The 13665-nt window shown below is 64.9% G+C and carries 10 protein-coding genes and 1 riboswitch; of the genes, 6 read left to right on the top strand and 4 right to left on the bottom strand.

The genetic code is table 11. The annotated features are described in order from the left end of the window. Positions 1 to 131 precede the first annotated feature (131 nt). The 3 genes from DMX06_RS13950 to DMX06_RS13940 are packed head-to-tail and all read left to right on the top strand — an operon-like array spanning position 132 to position 3865. Positions 132 to 1547 carry an MBOAT family O-acyltransferase gene (locus DMX06_RS13950; protein WP_110738000.1) on the top strand — a complete coding sequence of 472 codons (1416 nt, stop codon included), beginning with the start codon at positions 132 to 134 and terminating at the stop codon, positions 1545 to 1547. Beyond that, positions 1534 to 2670, top strand: coding sequence for an SGNH/GDSL hydrolase family protein (locus tag DMX06_RS13945; protein WP_258378857.1), 1137 nt, complete (start codon positions 1534 to 1536; stop codon positions 2668 to 2670). The genes DMX06_RS13950 and DMX06_RS13945 overlap by 14 nt, the downstream gene beginning before the upstream one ends. Before the next feature lies 1 nt (position 2671). Beyond that, positions 2672 to 3865, top strand: a complete 1194-nt coding sequence (locus DMX06_RS13940; protein ID WP_110737998.1) for an SGNH/GDSL hydrolase family protein — start codon at positions 2672 to 2674, stop codon at positions 3863 to 3865. Positions 3866 to 3926: 61 nt separating this feature from the next. Here DMX06_RS13940 and ribB read toward each other — a convergent pair whose 3' ends face one another. Both ribB and rtcR read right to left on the bottom strand, forming a co-directional pair. Then, a complete protein-coding gene (ribB, locus tag DMX06_RS13935; protein ID WP_110737996.1) occupies positions 3927 to 4577 on the bottom strand; it encodes a 3,4-dihydroxy-2-butanone-4-phosphate synthase in 651 nt (216 codons plus the stop codon). Between the two features lie 80 nt (positions 4578 to 4657). Beyond that, a riboswitch (FMN riboswitch) is annotated at positions 4658 to 4799 on the bottom strand. A 36-nt stretch (positions 4800 to 4835) separates the two neighbouring features. Beyond that, positions 4836 to 6419, bottom strand: a complete 1584-nt coding sequence (gene rtcR, locus DMX06_RS13930; RefSeq protein ID WP_110737994.1) for an RNA repair transcriptional activator RtcR — start codon at positions 6417 to 6419, stop codon at positions 4836 to 4838. Between the two features lie 600 nt (positions 6420 to 7019). Here rtcR and DMX06_RS13925 point away from each other — a divergent pair. From DMX06_RS13925 to DMX06_RS13915, 3 genes are read left to right on the top strand one after another with little or no spacing between them, the layout of a single operon-like run. Then, positions 7020 to 8150: a slipin family protein gene (locus DMX06_RS13925; protein WP_110737992.1), complete on the top strand. Its 1131-nt coding sequence runs from the start codon at positions 7020 to 7022 to the stop codon at positions 8148 to 8150. A 39-nt stretch (positions 8151 to 8189) separates the two neighbouring features. Next, positions 8190 to 9395, top strand: a complete 1206-nt coding sequence (locus tag DMX06_RS13920; RefSeq protein WP_110737990.1) for an RtcB family protein — start codon at positions 8190 to 8192, stop codon at positions 9393 to 9395. Between the two features lie 9 nt (positions 9396 to 9404). Next, positions 9405 to 10376: a hypothetical protein gene (locus tag DMX06_RS13915; RefSeq protein ID WP_110737988.1), complete on the top strand. Its 972-nt coding sequence runs from the start codon at positions 9405 to 9407 to the stop codon at positions 10374 to 10376. A gap of 7 nt (positions 10377 to 10383) precedes the next feature. Here DMX06_RS13915 and DMX06_RS13910 read toward each other — a convergent pair whose 3' ends face one another. Both DMX06_RS13910 and DMX06_RS13905 read right to left on the bottom strand, forming a co-directional pair. Further along, positions 10384 to 11292, bottom strand: coding sequence for an alpha/beta hydrolase (locus DMX06_RS13910; protein WP_110737986.1), 909 nt, complete (start codon positions 11290 to 11292; stop codon positions 10384 to 10386). 68 nt (positions 11293 to 11360) lie between these two features. Beyond that, on the bottom strand, positions 11361 to 13589 hold the full coding sequence (locus tag DMX06_RS13905) for a TonB-dependent siderophore receptor (protein WP_110737984.1): 2229 nt from the start codon (positions 13587 to 13589) through the stop codon (positions 11361 to 11363). Positions 13590 to 13665 lie beyond the last annotated feature (76 nt).

Here is a 13665-nt window from a genome sequence, read left to right as displayed (position 1 = left end):
TTTGTTGCATTTGTCTGGCGTGAGCCATCTTGCAATCCGCGATGCAATCGAATTGTGGGGGTGGCGGCCCTCTGCCATAATCCGCGCGCTCTGGCCTGCGGGCCAGGGACCTTCCTCCCCGACGTCATGTAATGGACTACGTTGTGAGCTTCCTCTCGATCGAATTCGGCCTCTGTTTCACGCTGTTCTTCCTGCTCTACTGGAGCCTGTGCTGGAGCGTACGGTTGCAGAACCTGCTGCTGCTGACCGCCAGCTACGGCCTGGTGGCGAGCTTCAGCCTGCAATCGCTGTACATCCTGCTGGGCTACAGCACGCTGGTGTACCTGTTCGGCCTGCTGGCGGGGCGCTATCCCGGGCGCTGGTTCAGCCGCGTGCTGCTGCTGACGCTGGTGCTGGGCTGCTTCTACCTGTTCAAGTACCAGGCGTTCTTCGTCGAAGGCGCGCAGGCCGCGCTGGCCACCGCCGGGTTCGACGTGGCGCTGCCGCTGCTGGAAGTGCTGGTGCCGATCGGGCTGTCGTTCTACACCTTCCATTCGGTCAGCTACCTGGTGTCGATCAACCGCCGCGAGCTGGCACCGGCGCCGCCGCTGGACCTGGCCCTGTACCTGGCGTTCTTCCCCAGCCTGGTGGCCGGGCCGGTCAACCGCGCCCTGCACATGTTGCCGCAGATCCGCCCGCCGGCCATGCGCCAGGTGCTGGAGCCGCAGCGGGCGCTGGGGTTGATCGCCATGGCGGTGGTCAAGCTGTTCTTCCTCAGTGCCTGGCTGGGTAGCGAGTGGGTCGACCCGGTATTCGACACCCCGGGCAGCGCCAGCCCCGAGCAGGTGCTGCTGAGCGTGTACGGCTACAGCTTGCTGATCTACTTCAACTTCAGCGGCTACACCAACCTGGTCACCGGCATCGCCCTGCTGCTGGGCTTTCGTCTGCCGGACAACTTCGACGCGCCGTACGCCGCGCACAACCTCAAGGAATTCTGGGGCCGCTGGCACATCAGCCTGTCGCGCTTCATCCGCGACTATGTGTACATCCCGCTGGGCGGCAACCGCAAGGGCGTATGGCGCGGCAACCTGAACATGCTGCTGGCGATGCTGGTGTCCGGCCTTTGGCACGGGGCGAGCGTGAACTTCATCATCTGGGGCGCCCTGCATGGGGTCGGCCTGGCCATTTCCAAGCTGTTCAGCCAGTGGTTTCCGGGTTTCGCGCGGCTGCCGGGTGCCGGCCTGCTGGCGCGCCTGATGACCTTCCATTACGTGGCCTTCGCCTGGATCTTCTTCCGCAGCCCGACGCTGGACGGCGCGCTGGAGATGCTCGGCGACATCGGCCAGCTGAGCCTGGCGGGACTGCACAGCGCCACGGGCCTGATGCTGCTGGCCTGCGTGCTGTTCGTGGCCAGTTATCCACAGTGGCTGGCGCTGTTGCGCCAGAGTGGCGCGCTGTTCCAGCGCCTGCCGTGGCAGCTGTACCCGATCCCGCTCGGGGTCGGTGTGTCGCTGGTGATTTTCGCTTCGCAGTCGGGCGTGCCGGGGTTCATCTATGCAAGCTTCTGATAGCAAACAGCTGTTCCAGGTGCAGATGGGCGCCGCCCGTGGCTTGTATGCGATCGTGGTCACCACCGCGTTGCTGTTCTGGCTGAACCAGGACTCGATCAAGCTTTATTGCCAGCAGAAATACCACCAGAGCTGCGAGATACCGGTGCTGGGCCAGATGCCGGCCTGGCGTATGGGCGCGCAGTTGACGGCGATGCTGGAGGCGCAACGCGATGGCCTGCTCGAGCAGTTGCTGCCCGCGCCGCAACTGGCCGAGGGGCCGGCGGTCGAGGTGCTGCCCGCACCGTTGCCGGTGGTCACGGTCGATCTGGAAACCCCGGCGGCCTTGGCCAAGCCGTTGCCACCGGTGTCGACGCCTGCGCATGTGCAGCCGACGCCTGCGCCTGTTCATGCGCCAGCCCCCGTAGTTGTCGCCCAGCCTGCACCGTCCGCGCCTGCACCGGTGTTGCTGCAGCCGGGCACCGTGGCCTCGCTGGCCGCTGGCGACGACGTGTTCCTGGTCGGCGACTCGCTGATGCAGGGCGTGGCGCCGCACCTGGCCAACAGCCTGCGCAAGCGCTACCAGATCCGTACCGTCAACCTCAGCAAGCAGAGCACCGGCCTTGCCTACCCGGGCTTCTTCAACTGGCCGAAGACCGTGGCCGACACCCTCGACCATGAACCGAACGTGCGTCTGATGGTGGTGTTCCTCGGCCCCAACGACCCCTGGGACATGCCCCAGGGCAAGGGCAAGCCGTTCCTGCGCTTCAAGTCGCCGGAGTGGGAGGTCGCCTACCGCGCCCGTATCGATTCGATCCTCGAGCAAGCGCGAGCGCACAACGTGCAGGTGATCTGGGTCGGGCCGCCGAATATGGAAAAGGCGCGACTGTCCACGGCAATGGGCTACCTCAGCGGGCTCTACCAGGAGCAGACCGCGCTCTTCGGCCAGCACTACGTCTCGGCCAACCCGATCCTCGGCTACACCGACGCCAGCTTCTCGTATACGGTGCAGACACCGCAGGGCAAGCGGGTCAAGGTGCGGGTCGACGACGGCATTCATTTCACCATCACAGGCCAGAAGATGATCGCCGAACAGGTTCTGTCGCTGATCAGCTTTCCGGGCCTGACCGTTACAGGACATTGAGATGCGCCAATGGCATCACCTGCTGGGCCTGGCCCTGCTGATCAGCGCCGTGCCGGGTTGCAGTACCGGCGCCAACAGCGTGAGCGCCCAGCCCACGGCCCGGCCCGCCGCCGCGCCTGCCGCCCGTCAGGACGGCAACCTCGCCTTGCTCGCCGGCAAGCTGCGCAATGCCGGCCGGGCGCCAGTTGCCATCGTCCAGCTGGGTGACTCGCACACCGCCGCCGACCTGTTCAGCGGCGAGCTGCGCAAGCTGTTGCAGGCGCGCTACGGCGACGGCGGCATCGGCCTGGTGCCGGCCTCGCCGGTGCCGGGGATCCGCAACGACCGGGTGATCATCAAGAGCGAGAAGCGCCAGTGGGAGCTGGTGTCGGCGCGTAACCAGCAGAGCCAGCAGTTCCCGTTGGGGGGCTACCTGTCGCTGCCGTTGGCCAATCGCGCCAGTGTGGTGCTGCAGGCGCGGGACGAGGACCGCCAGCGTTACAAGGTCTCGGCGCTGTACCAGTCGAGCACCAGCGCCAGCCTCTTCGTCAATGGCGGCCAGCGCCGCGTACTGCCGGCCAGCAATGGCCAGTGGCGCTTCAGCCCGGCCTACGCCAATGTCGGCCTGCCGGTGCAGTTGAGTGTCGAGGGCGGTCGGGGTGTCGCACTGGGGGGCTGGTACATCCAGGGACAGAAGAATGCCGGGGTGACCTACTCGGCGCTGGGCATCAACGGTGCGCGCCTGGACGTGGTGGACAAGTGGCAGTCGGGTTGGCGTGACAGCCTCAAGGCCGTGCGGCCTGACCTGGTGATCCTGGCCTACGGCACCAACGAAGCGTTTGACGACAAGCTCGACCTGGCGCTGTACCAGACGCAACTGGAGGCGACCCTCACGGGCCTTCGCAAGGACCTGCCACAGGCGGCGATCCTGCTGGTCGGTCCGCCGGACTCGATCAAGCAACGCAAGGCGCGCAGCTGTGCGGCGCGCCAGCCTCAACCGTTGGCCTCGGTGATCCGTATCCAGAAGCAGATGGCGCACAAGCACAAGGCGCTGTTCTGGGATTGGCAGGGGTTCATGGGCGGGCCGTGCTCGATTGCCGGCTGGCAGGCGGGCGGGCTGGCGCGGCCGGATCTGGTGCACCTGACGGCTGATGGCTATCGCAAGAGTGCGGCGGGGTTGTATGAGTTTCTGAAGGGGCCGTTGAGGTTGCGTTGACGGCAGCTTGATTGGCGTTGGGCTTTAGATTGTTGGGGCTACTTTGCAGCCCCAAGATGGTTCAGGCGATCTCTGCTTCCAGCTCGATCATCGCTTCGCGATAGCGCGCCAGTTCCTCGATGGTCAGCACCGGCAGGTTGTACTGGCGGGCATACACCGCCACCTGTTCGCCGCGGGCCATGCTGCCGTCGGGATTCATCAGTTCGCACAGTACCGCCGCCGGGCGCAGGCCGGCCAGGTGGGCCAGGTCCACCGAGCCTTCGGTGTGGCCGCGACGGGTCAATACGCCGCCATTGCGGGCGCGCAGCGGGAACACATGGCCTGGGCTGACGATATGACGTTCCTGCGCGGTCGAGCGCAGCGCGGCTTCGATGGTGGTGATGCGGTCCTGTGCCGACACGCCGGTGCTGACCCCTTCGGCGGCCTCGATGGTGACGGTGAAGCCGGTGCCATGGCGGGCCTGGTTGTTCTGTACCATCGGCGCCAGCTGCAGGGCATCGACGGTGGCTTCGTCCAGGCACAGGCAGACGATACCGCTGCAATCGCGGATCATCATGGCCATGGTCTGCAGCGAAAGGTTCTCGGCGGCGGCGACGATATCGGCTTCGTCCTCGCGGTCGTCGTCGTCGAGCAGCAGTACAGGGCGCCCGGCCTGGAAGGCGGCGATGGCGGCGCTGACATTGGGGAATTGCTTGTTGAGCATGGTGGACATGAAACGCTCCTCGTGAATGATCGATGAACGTCTCGGGGCGAACAAAATGCGCGCGCAAGGGCGCCTGGGCGGCCCTTGCCAAACGCCTTCTTTCATCCGGACTATGACCGTCGGCCCTGGAATCTCACCAGATCTGCTGACCCCCGGCATGGCCGGGGCGCTCGCGGGCTCATCTTTCGATTTACCGCCGGTGGGGACTTTCACCCCGCCCTGAAGACCGGCCAAGCATACCCCACTGTGCCAGCGGGCTGGCAAGCCCTACGACTTTAGTTGCTGCCAGTCCAGCCCAAAGCGCGCCAGGTACTTGCGCAGGCGGTCGGCGTCGTTGGGGTTGGCCTTCTCCTGGCGCGACACCGCGAACAGCTGGCGCCCGGCCTCGGACAGGCTCGGGGCACGGCGGCAGACGTCGATGACCGCCTGTAACTGAACCTGGTCGAACAAGTCGAGTGAGCGGTCGGCCAGCAGGGGCTCGCTTGCCGGTTCCAAGCCCCATGCATAGCGCAGTCGGGCAATCTCTTCCTCGACCAGTGCCTCGTCGATGCGCCCGCTGTCGGCCAGGGTCGCCATGCGCGTGATCGACGCCGAGAGCTCGCGGAAGTTGCCGGCCCAGCGTGCCTCGCTGGCATGGGCGAAGGCCAGGTAGCGGCGCTTGGCTTCGAGGTTGAAGCGCACCTGGCGCCCCTGTTCGCGGGCATGGCGCTGCAACTCGAAATCAAGGTTCGGCTCGATGTCCTCGCGGCGTTCGGCCAGGCCCGGGAGGGCGAAGGTCCACAGGTTGATGCGGGCGAACAGGTCCTCGCGGAACGAGCCGTCGGCGACCTTGGCGCGCAGGTCGCGGTGGGTGCCGGCGATCAGCTGGAAGTCGCTTTCCACCTCGCGGTCCGCGCCCAGCGGGAAGAATCGCTTTTCCTCGATGGCCTTGAGCAGCATGGCCTGTTCGTCAGCGCCCAGTTCACCGATCTCGTCGAGGAACAGCATGCCGCCGTCGGCGGCGCGCAGCAGACCGTCGCGGGCGTTCTGGGCGCCGGTGAAGGCGCCCTTGGCGTGGCCGAACAGGGTCGACATGGCGCCGTCGCCGCGCAGGGTGGCGCAGTTCACTTCGATGAAGCGCCCGCCCAGTTGATGGCGGCCGCGCTTGAGCTCATGGACGCGGCGGGCCAGGAACGACTTGCCGGCGCCGGTTGGGCCGACCAGCAGCATGGGGGCCTTCGAGCGCAGGGCGACCCGCTCGATCTGCTCGATGGTGCGGTTGAAATCCGGGTTGCGCGTGGCGATGCCGGACTTGAGCAGCGATTGCCCCTGGGCCTGTTCGCGGCGAAAGCGCGAGGCGATCGGGTCGTAGCGCGACAGGTCGAGGTCGATCAGGGTGGCGATGCCGGCCGGGTCGCTGTTTTCGTCCTGCTTGCGCGAGGGCGAGGTCTGCACCAGGCGCGCCGGCAGGTAGCGCGCCTCGGTAAGCAGGAACCAGCAGATCTGCGCGACGTGGGTACCGGTGGTGATATGCACCAGGTAGTCCTCGCGCTCGGTGTCGAAGGTATAACCGCTGGCGAAGTCGTGCAGGGCGCCGTAGACCTCCTCGAAGTCCCAAGGGTTGCGCAGCGCCAGCGGGTGCAGGCGCACTTCGGTGTCGGGCGAGACCTGCTGGATGTCGGCGCGAATCCGCTCGGCCAGGCCGAGGTCGCGGGTGCCGGGGCCGTGGATCAGTTCCAGGCGGTCCAGGGGCAGGTCGGCTTGCTGGCACAGGCCGATGGTTGGCCGCCAGCGGTTCCAGCGTGCGGCGCCCTTGCCGTTGCGGTCGAGGGTGGTGCCGAGGAAACCGATGGCGACGAGGGGCTTGGTCATCCGTGATTATCCAAAGAGATAAATATGTATCTCAGAATATACGAAAAATGAAATCGGTATGACACGTTGCAATGCACAGGCTAACGCGCAACAAAAAATAAATACTTATAAATCAGTTAGTTAAAAGATTTTTTCAAGATCGAATGAAAACCTGGCACGCCGCTCGCTATATCCCTCTCGACCGCATCGCCAGGCAGGCCCTCGGGTCAGGGGATCAACCCCCGCCGGTGCACGTACCCACCTTCAGGTGTCGGTGTCGTGCATGCCGCCGCCGCAACGACCGGTCATTGCGGCGCAAGCCTGTGAACAGGCTTGCGAGGCGCTCGCCGGGCCACGTCTCGGCAATACCCTCCACGGTAGCTACACCCGCAACACCCGCAGGTGGGGCACAGGCAACGCAACCAGGGCCAGGACGACCCGCCACTGCGAAGGAAGCCTGAGCCACCGCTGGTTCACCCGGCCCGCCGGCCGGACCAGGCGCAACGATGGCGGCCGCCGGAGCAATCGCTCCCAGCCCCGGACTCCGCCAGGTTTCGCCCACGGCGCTCGGTGAGTCGGTGACCACCCGCAGCCAAGGACATTGATAAAAGGATGAGCAAGATGAAACTGTTGAAACGCTTTGTGGTGAAGAAAAACGAACGCGGCCTGTTGATGAGCGAAGGCGACTTCGTGTCGATCCTCGAGCCTGGCCAGTACCAGCGTTTCGACTGGCAAGACCGGCTGACAGTGACCACTTTCAGCCTCCAATCCCCGCTGTTTGACCACCCGCTGGCGCAATACCTGCGTGGGCATGAGCCGGCACTGGTCGAGCAGTACTTCGAAACCATGGACCTGGCGCCGCATGAGGCCGGCCTGCGCTTCGAGGACGGTCGCCTGGTTGAGTTGCTGGCCCCGGACAGCCGCCGCCTGTACTGGAAAGGTCAGGTCGAACATGGCTTGCAGCGCATCGACCTTAATCAAGGACGGCGCCTGGACGACGAACTGGTGGTTCGCCTTAACCGACCCGGCGTGGCCGGTACGGACCTGGTCTTGCTGGCACTGGTGCCGGCCTTCCATGTCGGCGTGCTGAAGATTGATGGCGTGGTGGCCGGGTTGCTCGAGCCAGGCCGGCATGGCTACTGGCGCTGCGGCAGCCAGGTAGCGGTGGAGATGGTCGACACCCGCCTGCAGGCGTTGGAGGTCAACGGCCAGGAGATCCTCACCCGTGACAAGGTCAGCCTGCGCTTGAGCCTGGTGGCCAACTGGCGCTACACCGATGTGCTTGGCGCCCACGGACAGATGAGCAAGCCGGTGGAGCATCTGTATCGCGAGCTGCAGTTCGGCTTGCGTGCGGCAGTGGGTACCCGCACCCTCGACGAGCTGCTGGAAGACAAGCAGTCCATCGACGGTAGCGTCACCGAGCACCTGCTGGCGCACCTGCAAGGCAGTGGCCTGGAGGTGAGCAGCCTGGGGGTGCGCGACATCATCCTGCCAGGCGAAATGAAGACCCTGCTGGCACAAGTGGTGGAGGCGGAAAAGGCCGCCCAGGCCAACGTGATCCGGCGCCGCGAGGAAACCCAGGCGACCCGTTCGCTGCTCAACACCGCCAAGGTGATGGAAGGCAACCCGACGGCCCTGCGCCTGAAGGAGCTGGAAACCCTGGAGCGGGTGGCCGAGCGCATCGACCGGATTTCGGTGTTCGGTGGCCTGGATCAGGTATTGAATGGAATGGTCAGCCTCAAGGCGGGTTGACCCTTTGCGACAAGACGTAGCGCAGCAAGGAACAAGGCAATGAACATACTCGAAGTGGCGGGCGGCAAGCCGATCAAACTGTGGACCGACGGTGTACCGGTCGAGGACGACGCCCGCAAGCAACTGATGAACACGGCGAAGATGCCGTTCATCTTCAAGCACCTGGCGGTGATGCCGGACGTGCACCTGGGCAAGGGCTCGACCATCGGCAGCGTGATCCCCACCGTGGGCGCGATCATTCCGGCGGCGGTGGGCGTGGACATCGGCTGCGGCATGATCGCCGCACGCACCTCGCTGCACGCCCGCGACCTGCCGGACAACCTGCACGGCCTGCGTACGGCCATCGAAAAAGCCGTGCCCCATGGCAAGACCTTCGGCCGTCGCGACCAGGGTGCCTGGGACAATGTGCCGAACCAGGCCGACCAGGTATGGAGCGGCCTGGCCGGGCGCTTCAAGGCGATCACCGACAAGTACCCGCGGCTGGAGAAGACCAACAACCGTCAGCACCTGGGGACACTGGGTGGCGGCAACCACTTCATCGAAGTCTGCCTGGACGAGGCCGACCGGGTCTGGTTCATGCTGCACAGCGGGTCGCGTGGTGTGGGTAACGCCATCGGCAACCTGTTCATCGAACTGGCCCAGGCCGACATGCGCCAGCACATGGTCAACCTGCCGGACCGGGACCTGGCGTACTTCGAGGAAGGCAGCCGGCATTTCGCCGACTATGTCGAGGCGGTCGAGTGGGCGCAGGACTTCGCCCGGCACAACCGTGAGCTAATGATGCAGGCGGTGGTTGCCGCCACCCGAAAGGTGCTGGGCAAACCGTTCGAGGCCAGCCTCGAGGCGGTCAACTGCCACCACAACTATGTGCAGAAGGAGCAGCACTTCGGCCGTGAGGTGCTGGTGACCCGCAAGGGCGCGGTATCGGCGCAGAAGGGCCAGTTGGGCATCATCCCCGGTTCCATGGGCGCCAAGAGCTTCATCGTCCGTGGCCTGGGCAACGAGGAGGCGTTCTGCTCGTGCAGCCATGGCGCGGGCCGGGTGATGAGCCGCACCAAGGCCAAGAGCCGCTTCACCGTCGAGGACCAGCAGCGTGCCACCGCCCATGTGGAGTGCCGCAAGGACAAGGACGTGATCGACGAGATCCCGATGGCCTACAAGGACATCGATGTGGTGATGCAGGCCCAGCGGGAGTTGGTAGAAGTGGTGCACACCCTGCGTCAGGTGGTGTGTGTCAAAGGTTGAGTAAAGAACATGAAGCTTGTGAACATTGCATTCGTTTTGATCAATACCGTGTTTGTCCTGGCGTTGCCTGTCTCGTTTGTCGCGCAGTGGTGCGTGCGGGCGGCTGAGAGGCCGGGTGTGGTCGCTCGGATGAAATCCGAGTTGCGTACACTACGCGAGGTAGCCACAGTCAGTGACTGGATGGCACTACTGATCTTCGTGAACTTTTTGGTTTTCATGGTGCTCACGCTGATTGTCCAATACCTGCACTACAACCCCGTACTCTGGATGGCTTATGCCTTGCTGCTCACGATGGTCGTGGCAATGCTGGTCCTGTGCCGGGTAGATAAGGAAATCTGGGCTGAGCTGAAGAGGTACCGAGCCTTGTTGATGGTCGTGATCGGCCTAACCAGTGCGGCGATTCCGTATCTGGCGGGTCCACTGGCAGATGCGACGATCAGTCGATTCACTGGGTTGGAGGCAAATGCATTTACGCGTGGGCAGAACCTGTTCGTGCTGATCATGTCTTTGGTCGTCTGGCCGCTTGGCTTGCTTCCTCTGGGGGCGCTGGTGTCCTGGTTGCTTGGGGCTGGGCATTTGTGGGCCGGCAAACGGAAGGTGATACGCGCGCGGCTCGCTTATCTGAGTCCGCAGCAGCGCTCGATCGAAAACCGTCGTCTGCGTTTGGCGACCGCCAGGAGAATCTCTGTCCTTGTTGCGTTGAGCTTCACTACGGCCGGCATGCAGCAAACGGCCTCGCGTCTGGTTTCGACGACCTACGCCAGCCAGAAGCTCAAACAGGCACTGGTGTTCAGTTCGTTTCATCTACCCCCTGAGGCGTGCGGTCTGGAAGATCAGGTGCCAGGGAGCGCGAGGCTGGTGCAAGTTCGCTTTGAACTGGCCGTCGTGGCTGTTCCCGAGGGCGCAGAGGACTTTCGCTTCATCAAGCGGCGTTGTCGGATCAGCGAGCTCGCCTCTCGCGCTCCAGCATCCGCTCCTTGACGGGCTGTCAGCGAGTGCAGGTCGGCATCCGTTGTGGGCTGGACATCTCATCCATGACGCGACCCAATGATGCCGGCAGCATCGCACCGTGGGTCAGTCCTTCGAACGGAACCAAGCACACCTGCATTCCGGTCGTTCGCTTCAGGTCCCGTGTCAGCTCACGCACCGGATTTAGCGTATCCGCCTGAGGCGTGCTGCGTGGTGTGAGCGGTTCTGCGCTCCCGCGCATCAGCAACAGCCGTGGGTGCCGGTCGGACAACCGTTCGCGCAGGCCTTGCGCTTCGTTGAGAATGACTCCGTCGTTCCACCACAACGATGGACTGGCCGCCGCATAGTCGCTGAACAGCCACGGGCGGGTGAACAGCGTGTGCAGCACCGCCAGCCCGCCATAGGAGTGGCCCCAGAGTGTCTGCCGTTGCGGGTCGACGGAAGCAACAGCGGCGATCATCGGGCGCATGCGCTGTTCCAATAGGTCGAGGAACTCATCGGCACCCCCGCTGGCCTGGCCGGTCAGGGGGTCGCGTTGCGCGGCCAGTCCGGGCACCACGGGGGTGTAGTCGTAGGTACGTGCGGCGCGCTCGATGCGTTGGTCTGTCTGGTAGCCGACGGCGACCAGCAGCGGTGCCTGGCCGTTGTCGAGCGCCTGCAGCTGCTGCGGCGTCAGGGTACTGATGGCGGCGTTGCCGTCGAGCATCCACAGCACCGGGTAACCGCTGGCGGGGGCCGGACGTCGGGGCTGGCCGATCCACAGGCGGTAATGGCGCTGGCCATCGCGCGAATCCAGGTCGAGGTGGCTGAAGCGATAGGCCAGGTCCTGGCGCTGCAGCAGGGTCGTGTCCATCTTCTGCTCGGGTTGCGGCTGGGCCAGGGCCGTGCCGCTCAGCGCCAGCGTCAGGACAAGGGAGAGGATCTTCATCGGGCGTTCTCGTGAGGTCATCCATGACAGGCCGCCGCGGCATCGTCGGATGCGGCGGCGGCACGGGTTCAGAAGGAGGCGGTCAGGCTGGTGTAGAGAGTGCGCCCGGGTTCGTTGTAGGTGGCCGCGCCCGCACCCTCGATACCGTTCACCGCCTGGGCGTTGCCGGCCCGGTACAGACGCTTGTCGAACAGGTTGTCGATGCCGGCGGTAACGCTCAGGTTTTTAGTGAGTGCATAGGTGCCGCTGGCGCCGACCAGGGCGTAAGGGGCCACCTGGTCGTTGGCGGTGCCGGTGACCCGCTTGCCCTGGTAGTCGTACTTCTTCGGCGTCTGCTTGCCGTACCAGGCCACGCTCAGCTGCAGCGACAGGTCGTCGCAGGCTTGCCAGTCGAGCATCGAATTGAGGGTGTAGGCCGGGGTCACCGACAGGGTCTCGCCGGTGGTCTTGTTCTTCGACTGCAGCATGTAGGTGAAGTTGTTGCTCCACTTCAGCTGTTCGCTCAGCGGGATGGTCAGGGTGCCCTCGAGGCCCTCGACCAGCGCCTTGGGAATGTTCTCCCACTGGTACAGGGTGGCGTTGGCGTTGAGGCCTGCGCCACCGGATGCCTGGCCGATGCCGCTCAGGCCCGAGTCGATCTTGTTCTTGTAGTCGTTGCGAAAGTACGTCAGGCCGGCGACCCAGCCGTTTTCCTGGAACTCGATGCCCAGTTCCTTGTTGACGCTGGTCTCGGCTTCCAGGTGCGCGTTGCCCTGCAGGTAGCAGCTGGTGCTCTGCCCGTAGCAGCCCTGGCCTCGGCTGTAGAGCAGGTAGTCGGGATTGAGCTGGTACAGGTTCGGCGCCTTGTAGGCGCGGGCGATGCCGGCCTTGAGCGTCAGGGTGTCGGTCAGCGCGTGGGACAGGTTGAGCGACGGGCTCCAGTTGTCGCCGACGATGCTGTGGTGATCGAAGCGCAGTGCCGGAGTGAGCATGGTGCCGGGCAGCAGTTCGATGTTGTCCTCGGCAAACAGCGAGAAGATCTGCGCCTGGCTGCTGGTGCTGCGGCCGCTGCTGCTCAGGCCGGGCACGCTGCCGCCTTCGCTGGTGGTCTGGGTATTGGCGTTGGGGTCGTCCAGTTTCTGCTGGCTCCACTCGCTGCCCAGGGTCAGGGTCTGGTCGCGCCAGGCGTGCAGTGGCAGGTTGAGCTCACCGTGGGCGGTCAGGTCGCGCAGGGTCGAGGTGTAGAAGTCGGTGTTGCTGAAGATGCCTTCGGTGCCGCCGGCCAGCCCTTCGTTGATGCGCTGGTTACGGGTCTTTTCGTATTGCAGAAAGGCCATGCTGCTGCCGAAGTCCCAGTCGCCCCGGTGAGTGATGGCGAAGTTCTCGCGGTAGAGAATGTTGGTCTCCTTGCCCAGCATGTTTTTGACGTTGGCATTGGAGTTGGTGTTCTGCGTATCGCCCGCGTACAGGTTGCCCTGGCGGCTGAAGCCGGCTTCGAGCTCCAGGGTCTGCTCCGGGGTCAGGCGCCAGCTCAGCAGGCCGTTGAGGTCCTTGTTGCGCACGCCTTCGCGGCCGGCGGGCAGGGTACCGGCCTGGGTGCCGGTGCGCGCGGACTCGTGGCCGGCGTTGATGTCCCAGTCGTCCGCGTCGGTCTTGGCCACGTTGCCGTACACCCGATAGCTGAGGGTGTCGGTCAGTGGGCCGTTGAGGCCGAAGCTCACGCGCTTGGTGGCGCCTTCGTCACCGTGCTGCGGGAAGTTCTGGTACACGGTCATGTTGCCGTGGGTCTCGCCCGCCGGTTGCTTGGTGATGATGTTGATCACCCCACCCATGGCCCCGGAGCCGTAGCGCGCCGCCGCCGGGCCGCGGATCACCTCGATGCGCTCGACCTGGTCGGCCGGCACCCAGTTGGTGTCGCCGCGCGAGTCGCGTTCGCCGCGCCAGCCGTAGCGCACCGAGCTGCGGCTGCTGACCGGCTTGCCGTCGACCAGGATCAGGGTGTTCTCCGGCCCCATGCCACGGATATCGATCTGCCGGTTGTTGCCGCGCTGGCCGCTGGTGGAGTTGCCGGTGAGGTTGACTCCAGGCATGGTGCGGATGATCTGCGACAGGTCGTTGGCCGGTGGGCGTTTCTGGATGTCCTCGGCGGTGATGACCGATACACCCGGTGCCTGCTTGGTCTCCTCCAGGGCGGTGGCCACCACGTTCTGGCTTTCCAGCACGATGGGTTCTGGCTGGTTGGCGGCCTGCACGGCGCTGCTCAGCAGGCAGCTGGACAGCAGCAGGAAGGGGGCGAGGGAAAGCGGGCGGGGCGACATGTGTGATCTCCGGCACGGCGGGCTGAATTCAAGAGATCACAGATGGTAATAACTCCTATTTGAGAGTAAAGCGCAT

It is taken from the genome of Pseudomonas mosselii (assembly GCF_003205295.1).
Lineage (GTDB): Bacteria > Pseudomonadota > Gammaproteobacteria > Pseudomonadales > Pseudomonadaceae > Aquipseudomonas > Aquipseudomonas mosselii_B.
The sequence above is the reverse complement of the archived record's forward strand: the minus strand, read 5'-3'. Positions and strand labels throughout refer to the sequence as shown.

Bases quoted from the DNA above. Each gene is read 5' to 3' on its own strand.
- DMX06_RS13920 (WP_110737990.1), top strand. From the start codon at position 8,190: ATGAACATACTCGAAGTGGCGGGCGGCAAGCCGATCAAACTGTGGACC.
- DMX06_RS13950 (WP_110738000.1), top strand. From the start codon at position 132: ATGGACTACGTTGTGAGCTTCCTCTCGATCGAATTCGGCCTCTGTTTC.
- DMX06_RS13915 (WP_110737988.1), top strand. From the start codon at position 9,405: ATGAAGCTTGTGAACATTGCATTCGTTTTGATCAATACCGTGTTTGTC.
- DMX06_RS13905 (WP_110737984.1), bottom strand. From the start codon at position 13,589: ATGTCGCCCCGCCCGCTTTCCCTCGCCCCCTTCCTGCTGCTGTCCAGC.
- DMX06_RS13910 (WP_110737986.1), bottom strand. From the start codon at position 11,292: ATGAAGATCCTCTCCCTTGTCCTGACGCTGGCGCTGAGCGGCACGGCC.
- DMX06_RS13925 (WP_110737992.1), top strand. From the start codon at position 7,020: ATGAAACTGTTGAAACGCTTTGTGGTGAAGAAAAACGAACGCGGCCTG.
- rtcR (WP_110737994.1), bottom strand. From the start codon at position 6,419: ATGACCAAGCCCCTCGTCGCCATCGGTTTCCTCGGCACCACCCTCGAC.
- ribB (WP_110737996.1), bottom strand. From the start codon at position 4,577: ATGTCCACCATGCTCAACAAGCAATTCCCCAATGTCAGCGCCGCCATC.
- DMX06_RS13945 (WP_258378857.1), top strand. From the start codon at position 1,534: ATGCAAGCTTCTGATAGCAAACAGCTGTTCCAGGTGCAGATGGGCGCC.
- DMX06_RS13940 (WP_110737998.1), top strand. From the start codon at position 2,672: ATGCGCCAATGGCATCACCTGCTGGGCCTGGCCCTGCTGATCAGCGCC.